General features: G+C 65.6%; 17 protein-coding genes and 1 pseudogene. 12 read left to right on the top strand and 6 right to left on the bottom strand.

The features are described 5' to 3' along the window. Window positions 1-143 precede the first annotated feature (143 nt). The 5 genes from queA to secF all read left to right on the top strand — a co-directional run bounded on the left by queA (window position 144) and on the right by secF (window position 6,255). Window positions 144-1,205, top strand: coding sequence for a tRNA preQ1(34) S-adenosylmethionine ribosyltransferase-isomerase QueA (gene queA, locus FAZ97_RS02280; protein ID WP_158756993.1), 1,062 nt, complete (start codon window positions 144-146; stop codon window positions 1,203-1,205). A gap of 108 nt (window positions 1,206-1,313) precedes the next feature. Further along, window positions 1,314-2,513, top strand: a complete 1,200-nt coding sequence (gene tgt / locus FAZ97_RS02275) for a tRNA guanosine(34) transglycosylase Tgt (RefSeq protein WP_158756992.1) — start codon at window positions 1,314-1,316, stop codon at window positions 2,511-2,513. Window positions 2,514-2,734: 221 nt separating this feature from the next. Then, window positions 2,735-3,064, top strand: a complete 330-nt coding sequence (gene yajC / locus FAZ97_RS02270; RefSeq protein ID WP_028201984.1) for a preprotein translocase subunit YajC — start codon at window positions 2,735-2,737, stop codon at window positions 3,062-3,064. Window positions 3,065-3,231: 167 nt separating this feature from the next. Then, complete coding sequence (gene secD, locus FAZ97_RS02265) at window positions 3,232-5,289, top strand: protein translocase subunit SecD (RefSeq protein ID WP_158756991.1); 2,058 nt, start codon at window positions 3,232-3,234, stop codon at window positions 5,287-5,289. Window positions 5,290-5,304: 15 nt separating this feature from the next. Further along, the gene (secF, locus tag FAZ97_RS02260) at window positions 5,305-6,255 is read left to right on the top strand and encodes a protein translocase subunit SecF (protein ID WP_158756990.1); all 951 of its coding nucleotides are present in this window, start codon (window positions 5,305-5,307) and stop codon (window positions 6,253-6,255) included. An 86-nt stretch (window positions 6,256-6,341) separates the two neighbouring features. Here the strand turns inward: secF and FAZ97_RS02255 are convergent, their stop codons facing one another. Then, window positions 6,342-6,938 carry a YceI family protein gene (locus FAZ97_RS02255; RefSeq protein ID WP_158756989.1) on the bottom strand — a complete coding sequence of 199 codons (597 nt, stop codon included), beginning with the start codon at window positions 6,936-6,938 and terminating at the stop codon, window positions 6,342-6,344. Window positions 6,939-6,956: 18 nt separating this feature from the next. Continuing rightward, the gene (locus tag FAZ97_RS02250; RefSeq protein ID WP_158759022.1) at window positions 6,957-7,520 is read right to left on the bottom strand and encodes a YceI family protein; all 564 of its coding nucleotides are present in this window, start codon (window positions 7,518-7,520) and stop codon (window positions 6,957-6,959) included. Window positions 7,521-7,903: 383 nt separating this feature from the next. Between FAZ97_RS02250 and FAZ97_RS02245 the strand changes: the two genes are divergently transcribed. From FAZ97_RS02245 to FAZ97_RS02225, 5 genes are all read left to right on the top strand, one after another. Continuing rightward, window positions 7,904-8,722: a paraquat-inducible protein A gene (locus FAZ97_RS02245; protein ID WP_158756988.1), complete on the top strand. Its 819-nt coding sequence runs from the start codon at window positions 7,904-7,906 to the stop codon at window positions 8,720-8,722. After that, a complete protein-coding gene (locus FAZ97_RS02240; protein WP_158756987.1) occupies window positions 8,719-9,381 on the top strand; it encodes a paraquat-inducible protein A in 663 nt (220 codons plus the stop codon). Before FAZ97_RS02245 ends, FAZ97_RS02240 begins: the two co-directional genes overlap by 4 nt. Continuing rightward, a complete protein-coding gene (locus tag FAZ97_RS02235; RefSeq protein WP_158756986.1) occupies window positions 9,374-10,987 on the top strand; it encodes a PqiB family protein in 1,614 nt (537 codons plus the stop codon). Before FAZ97_RS02240 ends, FAZ97_RS02235 begins: the two co-directional genes overlap by 8 nt. Further along, window positions 10,984-11,673 (top strand): PqiC family protein, encoded by a 690-nt coding sequence (locus tag FAZ97_RS02230; RefSeq protein ID WP_158756985.1) that lies wholly within the window; start codon window positions 10,984-10,986, stop codon window positions 11,671-11,673. Before FAZ97_RS02235 ends, FAZ97_RS02230 begins: the two co-directional genes overlap by 4 nt. 238 nt (window positions 11,674-11,911) lie before the next feature. Further along, window positions 11,912-13,228: a THUMP domain-containing class I SAM-dependent RNA methyltransferase gene (locus FAZ97_RS02225; protein WP_158756984.1), complete on the top strand. Its 1,317-nt coding sequence runs from the start codon at window positions 11,912-11,914 to the stop codon at window positions 13,226-13,228. Window positions 13,229-13,287: 59 nt separating this feature from the next. Here FAZ97_RS02225 and FAZ97_RS02220 read toward each other — a convergent pair whose 3' ends face one another. Then, a complete protein-coding gene (locus tag FAZ97_RS02220; protein WP_158756983.1) occupies window positions 13,288-14,079 on the bottom strand; it encodes a glycosyltransferase family 2 protein in 792 nt (263 codons plus the stop codon). Between the two features lie 222 nt (window positions 14,080-14,301). On the opposite strand from FAZ97_RS02220, the gene FAZ97_RS02215 reads away from it, so the two are divergent. Then, a complete protein-coding gene (locus tag FAZ97_RS02215) occupies window positions 14,302-14,694 on the top strand; it encodes a VOC family protein (RefSeq protein WP_407671800.1) in 393 nt (130 codons plus the stop codon). A 90-nt stretch (window positions 14,695-14,784) separates the two neighbouring features. Beyond that, a pseudogene (locus FAZ97_RS02210) lies at window positions 14,785-15,477 on the top strand (helix-turn-helix transcriptional regulator); the annotation flags it as partial. Window positions 15,478-15,557: 80 nt separating this feature from the next. On the opposite strand, the gene FAZ97_RS02205 reads toward FAZ97_RS02210, so the two are convergent. The 3 genes from FAZ97_RS02205 to FAZ97_RS02195 are packed head-to-tail and all read right to left on the bottom strand — an operon-like array spanning window position 15,558 to window position 18,507. Further along, complete coding sequence (locus FAZ97_RS02205; protein ID WP_158756980.1) at window positions 15,558-17,012, bottom strand: NAD(P)(+) transhydrogenase (Re/Si-specific) subunit beta; 1,455 nt, start codon at window positions 17,010-17,012, stop codon at window positions 15,558-15,560. Then, the gene (locus FAZ97_RS02200) at window positions 17,013-17,342 is read right to left on the bottom strand and encodes an NAD(P) transhydrogenase subunit alpha (RefSeq protein ID WP_158756979.1); all 330 of its coding nucleotides are present in this window, start codon (window positions 17,340-17,342) and stop codon (window positions 17,013-17,015) included. A 13-nt stretch (window positions 17,343-17,355) separates the two neighbouring features. After that, on the bottom strand, window positions 17,356-18,507 hold the full coding sequence (locus FAZ97_RS02195) for a Re/Si-specific NAD(P)(+) transhydrogenase subunit alpha (RefSeq protein ID WP_158756978.1): 1,152 nt from the start codon (window positions 18,505-18,507) through the stop codon (window positions 17,356-17,358). Window positions 18,508-18,785 lie beyond the last annotated feature (278 nt).

Raw genomic sequence — 18,785 nt, 5'->3', positions numbered from 1 at the left:
GCGCGCGTGTCCCGCAATCATAGCCGCTCACCGCGCGTGGGCGGCCATTGCAGCCGTTTTTTGGGGCGCAACCGTTAGACGGTTCGGCCCCGTAATGCCGCTGCGCGCCGGGCCTCCGGCGCATTTCCGTTACTTCAGGCCGCATGTTCAAGCTTTCCGATTTCGATTTCGACCTCCCCGAGGAACTGATCGCGCAGACCGCGCTGCCCGAGCGCAGCGCGAGCCGTCTGCTCGAGGTCGACAACACCGCGCAACCTGCGCGTTTCACCGACCGCCGCTTCTCCGAGCTGCCCGCGTGCATCGCGCCGGGCGACTTGCTCGTCTTCAACGATACCAAGGTGCTGAAGGCGCGTTTCTTCGGCCAGAAGGCCAGCGGCGGCAAGATCGAAGTGCTCGTGGAGCGCCTGACCGGCGCACGCACGGCGCTGGCGCAGATCCGCGCCAGCAAGAGCCCGGGCCCCGGCACGGTGCTGCGCCTCGCCGATGCGTTCGAGGTGACGGTTGGCGAGCGCGTCGATCAGTTCTACACACTGCACTTTCCCGACGACTGCCTCACGCTCATCGAGCAGCACGGCCGTCTGCCGCTGCCGCCCTATATCACGCACGACGCCGACGCGAGCGACGAAACGCGCTATCAAACGGTGTTCGCGCAGAACCCGGGCGCGGTGGCCGCACCCACGGCAGGCCTGCATTTCGACGACGCCCTGCTCGCGCAACTCGATGCGCAAGGCGTGGAGCACGCGACACTCACGCTGCACGTGGGCGCTGGCACGTTCCAGCCGGTGCGCGTGGAGAACATCGACGAGCACAAGATGCATAGCGAGTGGTACGAGCTGCCGCAGTCGCTCGTCGACAAGATCGCCGCCACGCGCGCACGCGGCGGCCGCGTGATCGCGGTGGGCACAACCTCGATGCGCGCGCTCGAAGCCGCCGCGCGCGACGCCGACCGCGAAGGCCGCGCATTCGCGGCCACGCAGGCGGAGACCGATATCTTCATCACGCCTGGATATCAATTCCGCGTGGTCGACCGGCTCGTCACGAATTTCCATCTGCCGAAGTCGACGCTCCTGATGCTCGTATCCGCGTTCGCGGGCATCGAAACGATTCGCGCGGCGTATCGTCACGCGATTGCCGAGCGGTATCGGTTCTTCAGTTACGGTGACGCGATGCTGCTCACCCGAACCGACGACGCGCTCAACAAGTAACACGAGCAAAGCGCGCGCTTTCCAGGCCGCCACGCGACAGACAAGCTACGCGCGGCGGCGTTTCACCATCTGCGCCGGACTGTTTTCCGGTTGCACAGGAGTCCACGCATGACCGACGGTCATCAAAACAACGCACGCGCCGAACATGGCGCATACCTGGGCGAACGCCCGCAAAACGGCCTGAAATTCGAGTTGCTCGGCACCGACGGCCTCGCGCGCCGCGGCCGTGTCACGCTGAACCACGGCGTGGTCGAAACGCCGATCTTCATGCCCGTGGGCACCTACGGCACCGTGAAGGCCACGCAGCCGCGCGAGCTCGAGGAAATGAAGGCGCAGATCATCCTCGGCAACACCTTCCACCTGTGGCTGCGCCCGGGTCTCGAAACGATCGAGGCGCATGGCGGCCTGCACCGCTTCATGGGCTGGAACCGGCCCATCCTCACGGATTCGGGCGGTTTCCAGGTGTTCTCGCTCGGCGATCTGCGCAAGATCTCGGAAGACGGCGTGCGTTTCGCCTCGCCCGTGAACGGCGACAAGCTGTTCCTCTCGCCCGAAGTGTCGATGCAGATCCAGAAGGTGCTGAACTCGGACATCGTCATGCAGTTCGACGAATGCACGCCCTACGCGACCAACGGCGTGCCGACCACGCACAAGGAAGCCGCTGACTCCATGCGCATGTCGATGCGCTGGGCGCAGCGTTCGATCGACGAGTTCAATCGCCTCGGCAATCCGAATGCGCTCTTTGGCATCGTGCAGGGCGGCATGTTCGAGGACCTGCGCGACGAATCGCTCGCCGGCCTCTCGCAGATGCCGTTCCACGGCTACGCAATCGGCGGTCTTTCGGTGGGCGAACCGAAGGAAGACATGATGCGCGTGCTCGAACACATCGCGCCGAAGCTGCCGGCCGACAAGCCGCACTACCTGATGGGCGTGGGCACGCCGGAAGACCTGGTGGCGGGCGTGGCCTCGGGCGTCGACATGTTCGACTGCGTGATGCCCACGCGCAACGCGCGCAACGGCTGGATCTTCACGCGCTTTGGCGACATCAAGATCCGCAACGCCGTGCACCGCAACTCGCTGCGCCCGCTCGACGAACAATGCGGCTGCTACACCTGCCGCAACTTCACGCGCGGCTACCTGCACCATCTGCACCGCGTGGGCGAGATCCTCGGCGCGCAGCTCAACACGATCCACAATCTGCACTACTACCTGGAGCTGATGAGCGAGATGCGCGCGGCCATCGAGACGAAGACGTTCGCGGCGTTCCGCCAGCGCTTCGCCGAGCAGCGCGCACGCGGCGTGGACTGACGCCAGCCGCCCGACATTACAATAACCTTTCGCAACATTGGCGCGGATAGGCCATCCGGTCCGCTCGAGCCGCCCCGGTTTTCCCATGCGCACTTGCCGCGCCGGGGCGTGATTCGAGATAAGCACTTGATCGCAAAGCCTATTTTGCGTCATCGTCGCGATGAATGCCGGTGGTAGAATAACCGGCTCGCTTTTTGATCGTAAAAAACGGAGAGACCAACGTGTCGTTCATTTCCAATGCCTTCGCGCAAGGCAGTGCAGCAGGTGGTGCCGAATCGAGCCTCATGAGCTTCCTGCCGCTCATTCTGATGTTCGCTGTGCTGTACTTCATCATGATCCGTCCGCAGATGAAGCGTCAGAAGGAACATCGCAACATGCTCTCGGCCATGGCCAAGGGCGACGAAGTGATCACGAGCGGCGGCATCGTCGGCAAGGTGACCAAGGTCAGCGAAGCCTACGTGGGCGTCGAAATCGCCGATGGCACGGAAATCACCGTGCAGAAGTCGTCGGTCTCGACCATCCTGCCGAAGGGCACGATCAAGTCGCTGTAACGCTTCACGGATTCATCGAGGCCGTTGCCTCCGAAAGAACGGCCTCGCGCGCCCGGCCCGCCCTCGCAGCCACTGACCAGAAAACGTCAATGCAGGAACGCCCCGAAGGCAACGCCGGACGCGCACGCGGCGCTTAAGGCCATTCCCCTCCCCCGTTGGGTCAACCAATGAACCGTTATCCCCTCTGGAAATATGTCGTGATGCTGGTGGCGCTCGTCATCGGCTTCGTGTACACATTGCCCAATTTCTTCGGCGAAGCGCCCGCGGTCCAGGTGTCGAGCGGCAAGGCCACGGTCAAGCTCGACTCGGGCACGCTCGCCCAGGTCGAAGCCGCGCTCGCCGCGAACAATATCAAGGCGACCGACCTCACGTTCGACAACTCGTCGATGAACGCGAATATTCGCGTGCGTGTGGCCGACACGGACACGCAGCTGCGCCTGAAAGACGCGCTCACCCACGCGCTGAACGCCGACCCGAGCGACCCGCAGTACATCGTCGCGCTGAACCTGCAGAGCGCCTCGCCGCGCTGGCTCAGCTCGCTGCACGCGCTGCCGATGTATCTCGGCCTCGACCTGCGCGGCGGCGTGCACTTCCTGCTCCAGGTCGACATGAACGGCGCGCTCAACAAGAAGCTCGACTCCGACGCTTCTGACGTGCGTACGCTCCTGCGCGACAAGAACATCCGCGACGGCGGCGTGAACCGCGTGAACCAGTCGGTGGTCGTCAACTTCGCCGACGCAGATGTCGCCGAGCAGGCGGGCAAGGTCCTCGCGGGCTCGGGCGGCATCACCGAACTCGTTTGGGCCACGCAGAACAACCCCGAAGGCGGCGTGCAGCTCGTCGGCACGTTCACGCCGGCCGTGAAAACGGCGGTTCAGCAGGCCGCGCTCAAGCAGAACATCCAGACGCTGCATAACCGCGTGAACGAGCTTGGCGTGGCCGAGCCCGTGATCCAGCAGCAAGGCGACGACCGTATCGTGGTCGAGTTGCCGGGCGTGCAGGACACCGCGAAGGCGAAGGACATCATCGGCCGCACGGCGACGCTCGAAGCGCGCCTCGCCGACCCGATGGGCCTGCATCCGGACGTGAATGCGCCGGTGCCGCCGGGCGACGAGCTCTTCACGCAAGGCAACGCCGCGCCGGTGCTGCTGCGCAAGCAGGTGATCTTCACCGGCGACCGCATCATCGACGCTTCGGCTGGCTTCGACGAGCATCAGCGCCCGTCGGTCAACATCCGCCTCGATTCGGCGGGCGGCCGCGCGGTGCGCGCCGTCTCGCGCGACAACATCGGCAAGCCGATGGCGATGGTGCTGTTCGAAAAGGGCAAGGGCGAAGTGCTGACGGTGGCGACCATCCAGTCGGAACTGGGCGACCGCTTCCAGATCACGGGCCAGCCCACGCCGCAGGCCGCCGCCGACCTCGCGCTGCTGCTGCGCGCAGGCTCCCTGGCCGCGCCGATGGACATCATCGAGGAACGCACGGTTGGCCCGAGCCTCGGCGCGGACAACATTCGCAAGGGTTTCGATTCGGTGATCTACGGCTTCGCCGCCATCGCCGTGTTCATGATCGCGTACTACATGCTGTTCGGCGCGATCTCCATGATCGGCCTTTCGGTGAACCTGCTGCTGCTCGTGGCGGTGCTCTCGATGCTGCAGGCCACGCTCACGCTGCCGGGTATCGCGGCTATCGCGCTGGCCCTCGGTATGGCCATCGACGCGAACGTGCTCATCAACGAGCGCGTGCGCGAAGAACTGCGTCACGGCGCGCCGCCGCAGCTGGCCATCCAGAACGGCTACGCGCACGCCTGGGCGACGATTCTCGACTCGAACGTGACCACGCTCATCGCCGGTCTCGCGCTGCTCGCGTTCGGTTCGGGCCCGGTGCGCGGCTTCGCGATCGTGCACTGCATCGGCATTCTCACGTCGATGTTCTCGGCCGTGTTCTTTTCGCGCGGTCTCGTGAACCTCTGGTACGGCGGCAAGAAGAAGCTCAAGTCGCTCGCGGTGGGTCAGGTGTGGCGTCCGGAACCCGATGAAGGCACGCCCGCGCTCGCAGGCGCCGACGCCGGCACGGACACGGGCCGCGCGGTCGCTGCCACCGCCGCGAAGCGCGAACCGGCCAAGGCCGGTGTGAAGGGCGCCGCGCGCGCCAAGCCGGTCGTGCGCCGCCGCGATGCCCAGGGCGGCACCGGCGGTTCGGGCAACAACACCGGCTCGTCCCGCTGATACGGAGTCAAGAACATGGAATTTTTCCGCATCCGCAAAGACATCCCGTTCATGAAGCACGCGTTGATCTTCAACGCGATCTCGCTGATTACCTTCATTGCGGCGGTGTTCTTCCTCTTCCACCGTGGCCTGCATCTGTCGATCGAGTTCACGGGCGGCACGGTCATCGAAGTGCAGTACCCGCAGGCGGTGCAGCTCGAGCCGCTGCGCGACTCGCTCACGAAGATCGGCTACGGCGACGCCCAGGTGCAGAACTTCGGCACCTCGCGCGACGTGCTGATCCGCCTGCCGCTCAAGACGGGCCTCTCCTCGGCCCAGCAGAGCGACCAGGTGATGGCCACGCTCAAGGCGGCGGACCCGCAGGTTCAGTTGCAGCGCGTGGAGTTCGTCGGCCCGCAGGTCGGCAAGGAACTCGCCACCGACGGCCTGCTCGCGCTCGCCTGCGTGGTGGCGGGCATCATCATCTACCTGTCGTTCCGCTTCGAGTGGAAGTACGCCGTGGCCGGCGTGATCGCGAACTTGCACGACGTCGTGATCATTCTGGGCTTCTTCGCGTTCTTCCAGTGGGAGTTCTCGCTCTCGGTGCTCGCGGCGGTGCTCGCGGTGCTCGGCTACTCGGTGAACGAATCGGTCGTTATCTTCGACCGGATTCGCGAAACGTTCCGGCGCGAGCGCAAGATGAGCGTCACCGAAGTCATCAACCACGCGATCACGAGCACGATGTCGCGAACCATCATCACCCACGGCTGTACGGAAATGATGGTGCTCTCGATGTTCTTCTTCGGCGGCCCGACGCTGCACTACTTCGCGCTAGCGCTGACGGTGGGTATTCTCTTCGGCATCTACTCGTCGGTGTTCGTCGCGGCGGCGCTCGCGATGTGGCTCGGCGTGAAGCGCGAAGACCTCGTGAAGGACAAGAAGGAAAAGTACGATCCGAACGATCCGAACGCGGGCGCGCAGGTTTAAGCGGCGCACCAGCAAAAAAGCCGGTTCTCGCGAACCGGCTTTTTTTCGTGCCTACGCAACGGCCTTCAGCGCGCCGTTGCTCCTGCCTATTGCTTGATGCCTTCGGCCTGGATGTGCAGCGTGGTCTTCATGCTGAAGCCGTACTTCTTGCCCGAGTCCATGCCGAAGTCGTCGCGGTTGAATGCGGCCTCGGCCTCCACGCCACACACCTCGCGCTTGAGCACGGGGTGCTGCATGCACTTGAACGACTCGATCTCGAGCTTGAGCGGCCGCGTCACGCCGTGCAGCGTCAACTCGCCGATCACTTCCTTGGGCGTATCGCCGCTGAAGACGATGCGGGTGCCCTTATAAGTGGCAGTGGGGTACTTTGCGACATCGAAAAAGTCATCCCCCACCAGATGCTGGTCGAGCTGCGGATTGCCCGTCTGGATCGATGCCGGATCGATCGTCACGTCGACGGTGCCCGTTTTCGCCGCGCGGTCCAGCGTGACCGTGCCCGTGGTCTTCGTGAACTTGCCGCGCCACGTGGAAAGACCACCGAAGTGGTCCGCCTCGAAGCTCGGAAACGTGTGGTTCGGATCGAGCTGGTACGTGTCGGCGGCGTGCGCGGCTTGTGTCGCAAGGGCTGCGAGCGATAGCGCGGCGGCCCTGGCGGCCATCAGTGCAAGCTTGTTCAAAGGCATCTCCTTGAAGCCGTCGTTCTACTTGTGTGCGACGACGATATGAAATTTGATCAGCACTTCGTCGGCGACGATCGAGGTGTCCTTCCACTCCCCCGTACCGATTTCGAACGCCAGCCGATGGATAGGCAACGTGCCGTCGAAAGTCTGCGTCCCGCCCTGCTGCGTGAGCACGACGGGCACGGCCACGGTCTGCGTGTGCCCCTTGATCGTGAGTTTGCCGCTCACGCTGTACTGGTTCGTTCCGGTCGGCGCGATGGCAGTCGAGACGAAGGTTGCCTGCGGGAACGACTTCGCATCGAACCATTCGGGCCCGCGCACCGAATCGTTGTAGGTCTGATCGCCGAGATCATAGCTCGCCGTGTCGACGGTGATCTTCGCGGTGCCGCCCGCCGGCTTGCCCGGATCGAAGTCGATCTGTGCGTCGAACTTCGTGAAGCTGCCCTGCACCGGCACGTTCATCTGGCGCGAGACGGCGACGATCGTGCTCTTCGCCGCGTCGAGTTGCGCGTGGGCGGCCCCGCCCGCGAGCAGCGCCACGGCGGCCGCGGCCCCGACCGCCGGGCGCCACCGGTAAGAACGCATCCACCTCGACATTGCTTCCATGATCGTCTCGCTTTGATTGTGTAGTCGTTCGCTTCGTGAACTGGCTTCGGCCATTTTCCAAAGCCATCCCGCTTCCATGTCCGAAAGATAATCCATTTGAGTGACAGCAAACATCTGGAGATAAGGAACCGTTCGCTGGCGTCCTCGCACGCGCGCACAGCGCAAACGTGGCACACTCGCAGCCCGTTCGTCGCACACGTTAAGCGCCGCCCGGCTGTTAGTGCCGGCAGGGGCCCGCGGCTCGTTGCGGCACGCCACCGCGCGCGTTTGGTAACATGGCGCGAGGCGCTGTCAGCACCTTCCGGCATGCGCGTCCCCGTCGCGCGTCCTTTCGTTCACGTCGTTTTGCGTCACCTGCCCGCATGGCCCAGGACAAACTGATCGCGTGTCACGATTGCGACGCGCTCTACCGCAAACCGCGGCTGCTCGGCCGTCAGACAGCGCGCTGCTCGCGCTGCGGCGCCACGCTCTACAGCAGCGCCGCGTCCCAGATCGACCGCATCTGCGCCATCACGGTCGCGGCGCTCGTCACCTTCATCATCGCCCAGTCGTTCCCGATCATCGAACTCGATGCGAACGGTATCACTACGGAGTCGAGCCTCTTCGGCGCCCTCGTGGTGCTCTGGCACGAGGACATGGAGATCATCGCGGTAATCGTGTTCTGCGCAACCACCCTCTTTCCGCTCACGGAGATGGTAGCGCTGCTCTACGTCCTGCTGCCGATACGGCGCGGCTTCATTCCGCCGGGCTTCAACTTCGTGCTGCGCGCCATCCAGTTCGTGCGGCCCTGGGGCATGCTCGAGGTGTTCATGCTGGGCGTGCTCATCACCATCGTGAAAATGGTGAGCCTCGCGCGCGTCATTCCCGAAACCGCGCTTTTCGCCTTCGGCACGCTCACGCTGATGTTCACCGTGGTCGTCACCTTCGATGCGCGCACGCTCTGGGACATCGCCGACAGCCTGCGCGACGCCGCACGCACGGCGCGCGAGGGCGGTGCGGGTCCGAACGGGCAGGTGGATGATTCCGGCGGTCATGGTGGTCCAAACCACCCGCAAACGCCGCGCCCGCCCTCGCCGGCCACGCCCCACCCGCTCGCCGAACCCGAGATCCGCGAGCCCGGCGCCAGCGCGCAAGACCCGGCGGCGCCGCGCGGCGGCCCGCTCCCCAAGGGGCCTCGATGAAATACCAGACCGCCACCGACGCCGGCTACATCTCCTGCCACGCCTGCGGGCACGTGCAGCCACACGAGCGCGCGAGCCAGCACGTTCGCTGCGCACGCTGTGACTCGCCCATGCACGAGCGCAACCCGGACAGCATCATGCGCACGTGGGCGCTCCTCATTGCCGCGGCGCTCCTCTACATCCCCGCGAACCTGCTGCCTGTGATGCATACGGCCTCGCTCGTCGGCGACGAGGACGACACCATCATGAGCGGCGTGGTCTACTTCTGGACCTCGGGCGACTGGCCGCTTGCCGTGATCGTTTTCATCGCCAGCATTCTCGTACCCATGCTCAAGCTTTCGGTGCTCGCGCTGCTCGCCTTCACCTCGCAGCGCGGCTCGACATGGCGCCCCGTCGAACGCACGAAGCTCTACCGGCTCGTCGAATTCATCGGGCGCTGGTCGATGCTCGACGTGTTCGTTGTCACGCTAACCGTCGCGCTGGTACGCTTCCAGTCGCTTGCGGTCATCACGGCGGGCCCCGGCGCGATCGCGTTCGGCTCGGTCGTGATCCTGACGATGATCGCCTCGATGCAGTTCGATCCGCGCCTGATCTGGGATCCGGTGGACGAAGACAAACACAAACCTGCGCAACACTCTCAGGATCAACCCCATGAATAGTCCGAAAGGACCGACCCCGCCCAATCTGCCGGAGCCGGAGATCGTCAAGCCGCGGCGCTGGCTGCCCTCGCTCGTCTGGATCGTGCCGATCGTCGCGGCGCTGATCGGCGTGGCGCTCGTCGTGAAGTCGGTCGCCACGCGCGGGCCGACCATCACGATCAGCTTCGTGAGCGCCGAAGGGCTCGAGCCCGGCAAGACCAAGGTCAAGTACAAGGATGTCGACATCGGCTCGGTACGCACGATCAAGCTCTCGCCCAACCTTTCGCATGTGATCGTCACGGTCGAGCTCACCAAGGACGCCGAACGATTCGCCGTGAAGGACAGCCGCTTCTGGGTCGTGCGCCCGCGCGTGGGCGCAAGCGGCGTATCGGGCCTCACCACGCTGCTCTCGGGCTCGTATATTGGCGCGGACGCCGGCCGCTCGCAGGATTCGCAAAGCGATTTCGTCGGTCTGGAAGCGCCGCCTGCGGTGACCATTGACGAAAAGGGACATCGCTACACCCTGCACAGTTCGACGCTCGGTTCGCTCGACATCGGCACGCCGATCTTCTTCCGGCGCATTCAGGTCGGTCAGGTCACCGGCTATTCGCTCGACAAGGACGGCACCGGCGTGACGGTGCAGGTGTTCGTGAGCGCGCCCTTCGACCAGTACGTGGGCACCAACACGCGCTGGTGGCACGCGAGCGGCGTGAACGTGCAACTCGATTCGAGCGGCATCAAGGTCAACACGCAGTCGCTTGCCACGATCGTGGTGGGCGGCCTCGCGTTCCAGGCGCCGGCCGGCCAGTCCATGGGCCCGCAGGCGCCCGACAACGCCACGTTCGCGCTCGCCTCCGACGAGACCGAAGCGATGCGCGAGCCGGACGGCGCGCCGCAACGCGTGGTCATGTACTTCAACCAGTCATTGCGCGGCCTTTCGGTTGGCGCGACGGTCGATTTCCGCGGCATCGTGCTCGGCCAGGTGACCGACATCGGCATCGAGTACGACCCGAAACAACACAACTTCACGATGCCGGTAACGATGGATCTGTATCCGCTGCGCCTGTCGCGCCGCATCCGGGGCGAAGCGCCCGCACCGCACACGCCGCAAAGCGAGGAGCTGATCAAGCGGCTCGTCGCGCGCGGCCTGCGCGGCCAGTTGCGCACCGGCAACCTGATCACCGGGCAGTTGTACATCGCGCTCGACATCTTCCCGAAGGCGGGCCCGGCGACGGTCGATTTCAACCGCGACCCGCTCGAGCTGCCCACGGTGCCGAACTCGCTCGAAGAGCTGCAATTGCAGGTGGCGGACATCGCGAAGAAGCTCGACCAGATTCCGTTCGACAAGATCGGCAACAACCTGAACGAGTCGCTCAAGAACGCCAACCAGTTGTTCGGCAAAGTGAACGACCAGATCCTGCCGCAACTGCAAGGCACGCTCGACGAAGCGCAGAAGACCTTCAACGCCGCGCAGTCCACGCTGCAGCAGGATTCGCCGCTGCAGTCCGACGTGCACCAGGCGATGCAGGAACTCACGCGTACGCTGCAATCGCTCAACGCGCTCTCCGATTACCTGGAGCGCCATCCCGAATCGCTGCTGCGCGGCAAATCCGGAGACAAGCCATGACGTTCCGACGCGTCCCCTCCCTTGCCACGCTCGGCGCGCTGCTCGTGGCAGCCGCGCTGGCGGGTTGCAGTTCGCCCGCCAGCCGGTTCTACACGCTCAGCCCGACCGACGACACCGCCCGCGCCACCGCCGCGCCGAGCGCAGGCAACGCGCAGTGGCTGATCGAGCTGGCGCCCGTGGACGTTCCGCCGCAGGTCGCCAAGGCACAGCTGGTCGTGCAAACCGACGCTAACCAGGTGCGCGTACTCGAACAGGAACGCTGGGCTTCGATGCCCGGCGACGAGATCCGCCGTGCGCTCTCCGGCGACCTCACGCAGCAGCTCGGCACCATCGACGTGTACGGCTCGCCACATCCCGAGGGCGTGCCCGTGTACCGCGTAAGCGTGAACGTGCAGCGCTTCGAATCGTGGCCGGGCTCGCATGCGCTCATCGACGCCGTGTGGAGTGTGCGCGCGCTCGATTCGCAAACGGTCCTGACCTGCCGAAGCGTGCTCAACGAGAAGGTGGGCGACGGCTACGACGCGCTCGTAATCGGCCACCGGCAAGCGGTCGAGGCGCTCTCGCAGTCGATCGCGAGCGGCGTGCGCGCGCTCGCGGCCGCGCCGGCGAATGGCGCGAAGGCTGGCGCGCGCGCGAAGCCGGCGCCGGGCGTCGCGTGTCCGCAGATGGCGGCGGACGGGGGCTGAGTTGGCGGTTTGCCGCTGACGCGGACCTGCGGCGAACCTGATCCGTCCGCCCCGAAGACGATCCGGAGCCAATAAAAAGCCCGCACCCGGCGCGTGCGGCGCAAGGGCAGGACGCGCGGCAAATGGCGGCCAAATGCGTGCATTTAGCGGTCTCCCGCAGCGCAAGCAGCATGCAGGTCGGGCCGCCCCCGCAACCCGCGTACAATAGCGCCTTCCCCGCAGCGTCCCATCCTCCTTCATGTCTTTCGATTTCTTTGCTCCCTGCCCGCGCGGCCTCGAAGCCGCGCTCGCCGCCGAACTGGCCGAAACCGCGCAACGGCGCCTGCCGCCCGGCGCACTCCAGGTCGGCGCCGAGGTGCCCGGCGGCGTGCACTTCCGCGGCAACTGGGCCGGCGGCATCGCCGCCAACCTGCATTCGCGCATCGCGAGCCGCGTGCTGCTGAAGATCGCCCAGCGCCCGTACCGCAGCGAACAGGACATCTACGCGCTCGCGCGCGAGCAGCAGTGGGAGAAGTGGTTCTCGGCGAACGAGACGATCCGCATCGACATCACCGCGATCAAGTCGCCGCTGCGCAGCCTCGAATTCGCCACGCTGCGCGTGAAGGACGCGATCTGCGACCGCATGCGCGAGAAGGCCGGTGCGCGTCCGAGCGTCGACACCGCCTACCCCGATGTGCGCGTCTTCGCGTTCCTCACGGCGAACGAGTGCACGCTCTATCTCGACACGTCGGGCGAGCCGCTCTTCAAGCGCGGCTGGCGTCTGGACAAAGGCGCGGCCCCGCTGCGCGAGAACCTCGCCGCGGGCATCCTGCGGCTCACGGGCTGGACGCCCGGCACGCCGCTCTACGACCCGATGTGCGGCAGCGGCACCTTCCTCGCGGAAGCGGCGCAAGTCGCGCTCGACATCGCGCCCGGGCTCGACCGCCGCTTCGGCTTCGAGTCGCTCAAGCAGGCCGACTTGGCCGCGTGGCGGCACCTCAAGAGCGAGGCGAACACCGCACGCAATCTCGCGCAAAGCAAGACCAGCGATCTGCTGATCTACGGCAGCGACATCTCGGATGTCATGCTGGAAAAGGCGCGCGCTAACTTCAAGCGTGCTGGCTTCGGCAGCGTGACGCTCAAGCAGCTCGACGCGCGCAACATGACGCCGCCCTCGGGTGCGCCCGGCATTCTCGTGGCGAATCCGCCGTACGGCGAGCGTATCGAAGTGCGGGGCCGCAATGCGCGCGGCGAGGCGCGCCCGACGGCGCGCGAGCTGCGCGGCGACGATGACGAAGGCTTTCGCCGCGCCAAGGACGAGGCGCCCGACGCCGAATTCTTCCAGGCGCTCGGCGACGCGCTCAAGCAGCGCTTCACGGGCTGGCGCGCCTTCGTCCTCACCTCGGACCGCAAGCTGCCGGGCCTGTTGCGCCTGCGCGAAGCCGCCAAGACGCCGCTCTTCAATGGCGCGCTCGAATGCCGCCTGTTCCGCTTCGACCTGATCGCGGGCAGCGTGCGCCAGCGTCCCGCCAGCGGCGGCGCAAACCCCGCCACCGGCAACGACGACGCCAGCTGACGTTGGCAAACGGCGCGGCGGCGGGTGACGTTTTCAGCCCCTGCCGCGCCGCACGTGCTTCAGCCTTGCTCCATCGCAGGCGCGCCTGGCGCGTTCAGCGCCAACGGATACCCTTCGTACTCCGGAAACATCTTCTGCAACGTGAACGCCGGCATCGAATAGCGCGAAAAGCAGCGCGAGGTCGAGGCCGGATGGATCAGGTGCAGGCAGCTCGCCTGCGTGTCGTCCGCAGCCAACACCTTGCGGCCCGCTTCCACAATGCGGCGGATAAAGCTCTCATCTTCGCTCAGGTCGATGTCGTCGAAGCGCGCCTCCTCGAAAAGCGCCTTGCGATACACGTACGAAAACCCGTAGAAAAGGATGAAGTCCGCGCCGATCTTCATCTTGTCGTGGAACTCGACCGTCGCGACGCTATTGCCAGTGAGCACATAGTGCAGCCCCACGCGCGCGTTCAGGTCCATGTAGCCGAAGAAGCGCGTGTGCGGTGCGAACATCCAGAAGGTCGCGAGCTTCATGAGGTCTGCGCGGTTCTCCTCCAGCATGCGCACCATGCCCGCGAGATAGTGCGAGGCGTAGTGGTCGTCGTCGTCGAAGTGGGCAATCAGCGCGCCGCGCGCCTCGTTCACGAGGAAGTTGCGTTTGCCTCCAATCGACATGCGCGTTTTCGACCAGTAGTAGCGCACGCGTGCATCGGTCTTCGAGAGCGCACTCAGGAAGGCGCTGGGCTGCGGGCTGTCGTCGAGGATGAGCCATTCCCACGCCACGCGCTGCCGCTGGATGCAGCGCCAGATAGCCGGCAGAAAAGCTTCGCGGTTGCCCGTGGGCGTGATGATCGAGACGGTGGGAGACATGCGAGTACGGGGATTTCGAACCCTTCGATTAGAGCAGAGACGCACCGATGTCTCTCTCGAAAAGATTCGAAACGGCCGCCTGCGCTCGTGCGTCACGGCGTGCCAAACCTACTGACAACACGCTGTCAGCAGCCCCCTGGCACACTGCTTCTACGCCATCCGGCGAGGCTGCCACCGCCCGGCTGCCGCCATTCACCGTCCGCCGTTGCCTTCGAGGAGTGCATCGTGTCTACCGATCTGTCCCGTGTGATCTCGTGGTTCGAAATTCCCGCGTTCGACCTGGAGCGCGCGGCCCGTTTTTATGAAACCGCCCTCGACACCGCGCTGCAACGCGACGTGGTCGGCGGCGTGCCGATGGCGCTGTTCGCTCACACCGATACCGAAACCGGCGGATGCATCGTGTTCAATCCGCACGACGCGAAGCCTGACCCGAAGGGCGTGCTCGTGTATCTGAACGCCCAGCCTTCGGTCACGGCTGTGCTCGACCGCGTGGAAAGAGCCGGCGGCAAGCAGCAGGGGCCCGCTGTCGAACTGCCAAACAACTACGGCTATATCGGCTTCTTCATCGACACCGAGGGCAACCGCGTCGGCCTGCATGCACCGAAGCTCGGTTAGTCGCAGCCGGGCGCCGCGCAAGCGCCCGGCGCTATCATCTGGGGTTATCCAGACCATCGCGCCGATCACCGCGCCCGCCTTCGCGACCGCCCAGCCATGACCCGCCGCGCCGACCGCCTTTTTCGCATCGCCGAACTGCTGCGTGGCCGGCGTCTCACTACCGCCCAGCAACTGGCCGACTGGCTCGAAGTCTCGCCGCGCACGGTCTATCGCGACGTGCGCGACCTGCAACTCTCGGGCGTGCCCATCGAAGGCGAGGCGGGCATCGGCTACCGGCTCGCGCGCACGGCGAGCCTGCCGCCGCTCACCTTCACCGCCGACGAACTCACCGCGCTCGCGGTGGGCGCGCGCATGGCCGAATCGTGGGGCGGCGCCGCGCTCGCGAGCGGCGCACGCGGCGCGCTCGCGAAGATCGCCGCCGCCATGCCGGCGGAAAAGCGCGCGGTGCTGGAGCGCCTCGCCGTGTTCGCGCCGGCCTATCACATGGATCACGCGTTCTCGGACAAGCTCGACGCGCTGCATCGCGCCGTCGACACGCGGCTCGTCGTGCGCTTCGCGTACTGCGACCGCATCGGCGCGCATACCGAGCGGCGCATCTGGCCGCTGGGGCTCGTGTACTGGGGCGCACAGTGGACCGTGGGCGCCTGGTGCGAAATGCGCGAGGACTTTCGCAACTTCAACATCGCGCGCATGGAAAACGTGGAAGTACTCGAGCAGTTTCCCGATGTAAGCGGCCGGCGGCTCGCCGACTACTTGCGCCGCGTGAATGCGCCTTCGCTGTGAGCGGTCGCCATACTGCGGCCGCCCACGAAAAAGGCGCGCATCGCTGCGCGCCTTTCGCGTGGGTTTGAATCAAGCGGCGCTTACTCCACCGCTTTCACCATTTCCTCGATCACCTTCTTCGCGTCGCCGAACACCATCATCGTCTTGTCCATGTAGAACAGCTCGTTGTCGAGGCCCGCGTAGCCCGCCGCCATCGAACGCTTGTTCACGATGATCGTACGTGCCTTGTACGCCTCGATGATCGGCATGCCCGCGATCGGCGACTTCGGATCGTTCTTCGCCGCCGGATTCACCACGTCGTTCGCGCCGAGCACGAGCACGACATCGGTCTGGCCAAACTCGTTGTTGATGTCCTCCATCTCGAACACAAGGTCATACGGCACTTCGGCTTCCGCGAGCAGCACGTTCATGTGGCCCGGCATACGGCCCGCCACCGGGTGGATCGCGTAGCGCACGTCCACGCCCTTTTCGACGAGCTTGTCGGTGAGTTCCTTTAACGCATGCTGCGCGCGCGCCACCGCGAGGCCATAGCCCGGCACGATCACGACGCTTTCCGCATTGCCGAGCATGAACGCCGCATCGTCGGCGGAACCCGACTTCACCGGACGCTGCTCCTGCGCCCCACCCGCCGCCGCCGCGCCCGCTTCGCCGCCGAAGCCGCCCAGCAGCACGTTGAAGAACGAGCGGTTCATCGCGTGGCACATGATGTACGACAGGATCGCGCCTGAAGAGCCCACCAGCGACCCCGCGATGATCAGCATGGCGTTGTTCAGCGAGAAGCCGATGCCCGCCGCCGCCCACCCCGAGTACGAGTTCAGCATCGAGACGACCACCGGCATGTCCGCGCCGCCGATCGGGATGATGATGAGCACGCCCAGCGCGAACGCGATCAGCGTCATGATGATGAACGGCAGCCACGACTGCGTGAGGAAGAACAGGATACCGAAGCCGATCATGCCGATCGCGAGCATCAGGTTGATCAGATGCTGGCCCGGATAGACCACCGGCGCGCCCTGGAACAGGCGGAACTTGTACTTGCCCGAGAGCTTGCCGAACGCGATGACCGAGCCGCTGAAGGTGATCGCGCCGACGAACGTGCCGATGAACAGCTCGATGCGGTTGCCATACGGCAGGAAGCCCGGATATGGCGCGTCTTCTGCGACCAGTCCGAACGCGGCTGGTTCAGAGACGACCGCATACGCGATGCACACCGCCGCGAGACCGATCAGCGAGTGCATGGCCGCGACGAGTTCGGGCATCTTCGTCATCTCGACGCGCGCGGCGACGTAGGCGCCCAGACCGCCGCCCACCACAAGTGCCGCGAATAGCAGCGCGAGACCGAGCCCGAGATTCGAGCCGAACTGTGCGGATTCCTTCGCGATCAGCGCAAGCGTGGTGAGAATGGCGATGGCCATGCCGACCATGCCGAACATGTTGCCGGCGCGCGCGCTCTTCGGATTCGACAGCCCCTTGAGCGCCTGGATGAAGCACACCGACGCCACCAGGTAAAGCAGCGTAACGACGTTCATGCTCATTTACGCGCCCTCCTTGCTGGCAGGAGAGGAGAGCTTTTTCGGCTCTTTCTTGCGGAACATCTCCAGCATTCGCCTCGTGACGAGGAACCCGCCGAACACATTCACGGCCGCGAGCAGCACGGCAAAGGTGCCGAAGAACTTGCCCGGACCGCCCACGGTGAGGCCCGTGGCGAGCATCGCGCCCACGATCACGATCGCCGAGATCGCATTGGTCACGGCCATGAGCGGCGTATGCAGCGCGGGCGTGACGTTCCAGACCACGTGATAGCCCACGTACACGGCCAGCACGAAGATGATCAGGTTGATGACGGTATGGTTGATGACTTCCATTCCTGTTCTCCCCTTATGTCTTGCGCGTGACCTGGCCGTCGCGAGCCAGCAGCGTGGCCGCGACGATGTCGTCCGCGAGATCGATGTTGAGCGTGCCTTCCTTCGTGATGATCAGCTTCAGGAAGTCGAGCAGGTTGCGCGCGTAGAGGGCCGAGGCGTCGGCGGCGACCATCGAGGCGAGGTTCGTGTAGCCGCAGATCTGCACGCCGTGGTGCGTCACCACCTTGTCGGCCTCGGTGAGCGGGCAGTTGCCGCCACGCCGGCCGCTTGCCGGATCGGCAACGGGGCCGCGTCCTGCCGCGAGGTCGATCACCACCGAGCCCGGCTTCATCGCCTGCACCGTTTCCGAGGGCAGCAGCGTCGGTGCGTCGCGGCCCGGAATCAGCGCGGTCGAAATGACGATGTCCGCCTGCTTCGCGCGCTCGTGCACCAGCGCCGACTGCCGCGCGAGCCACGATGGCGGCATGGGCCGCGCGTAGCCGCCCACGCCAACGGCCGCTTCGCGCTCCTCATCGGTTTCGTACGGCACGTCGAGGAATTTCCCGCCGAGCGACTCGATCTGCTCCTTGACCGCAGGGCGCACGTCGGAAGCCTCGATCACCGCGCCCAAACGCCGCGCCGTGGCAATGGCCTGCAGGCCCGCCACGCCCGCGCCGAGAATCAGCACGCGCGCGGCCTTCACCGTACCGGCGGCGGTCATCAGCATCGGCATGAAGCGCGGGTAAAGGTTCGAGGCCACGAGCACCGCCTTGTACCCGGCGATGTTGGCCTGCGACGACAGCACATCGAGGCTTTGCGCGCGCGTGGTGCGCGGCGCGGCTTCGAGCGCGAAGGCCGTCACGCCAGCCTCGGCCAGCTTCGCGGCGTTTTCCGCATTAAAGGGATCGAGCATGCCCACCAGCACCGCGCCGCGCTTCATAAACGGCAATTCGCTGACGGTGGGCGACTGGACCTTGAGTACGAGGTCCGCGCCGAAGGCCGTGGCGGCATCGGCAACCTGCGCGCCTACGGCCGTGTACGCCTCGTCGAGATAGCTCGCGCCGGCGCCCGCGCCGGCCTGGATCGTGACCGTGTGGCCCTGGGCGACGTACTTCTTGACTGTCTCCGGCGTCGCGGCCACGCGGGTTTCGTTCGCCCGCGTCTCTGCAGGCACTCCGATATGCATCGTTGTTTCCTCCTCGACCTTCTTGTTCTAGCTGTTCTGGCTCGAATCGAGCGAAGGGAGGCCGACATACGGCGTTCAGGCGCCGGCATCCATTGCAACGGCAAACGACGGCACCACTTTAACCGAAAGCAGCGGCGGCTTTGTAGCGGGAATTGCCCGCTTTTGTGCGATGCACACAACACGCTGCGTCGTCCGACCGGACGGTCGGCAGCGCCCGGCGAGCCGGGCATACGCCCCGCCTGCGGCCGATCCGGGGCCCGATCCGGCCCCGGGCAGCG

The organism is Paraburkholderia acidiphila (assembly GCF_009789655.1).
GTDB classification, from domain to species: domain Bacteria; phylum Pseudomonadota; class Gammaproteobacteria; order Burkholderiales; family Burkholderiaceae; genus Paraburkholderia; species Paraburkholderia acidiphila.
The sequence above is the reverse complement of the archived record's forward strand: the minus strand, read 5'-3'. Positions and strand labels throughout refer to the sequence as shown.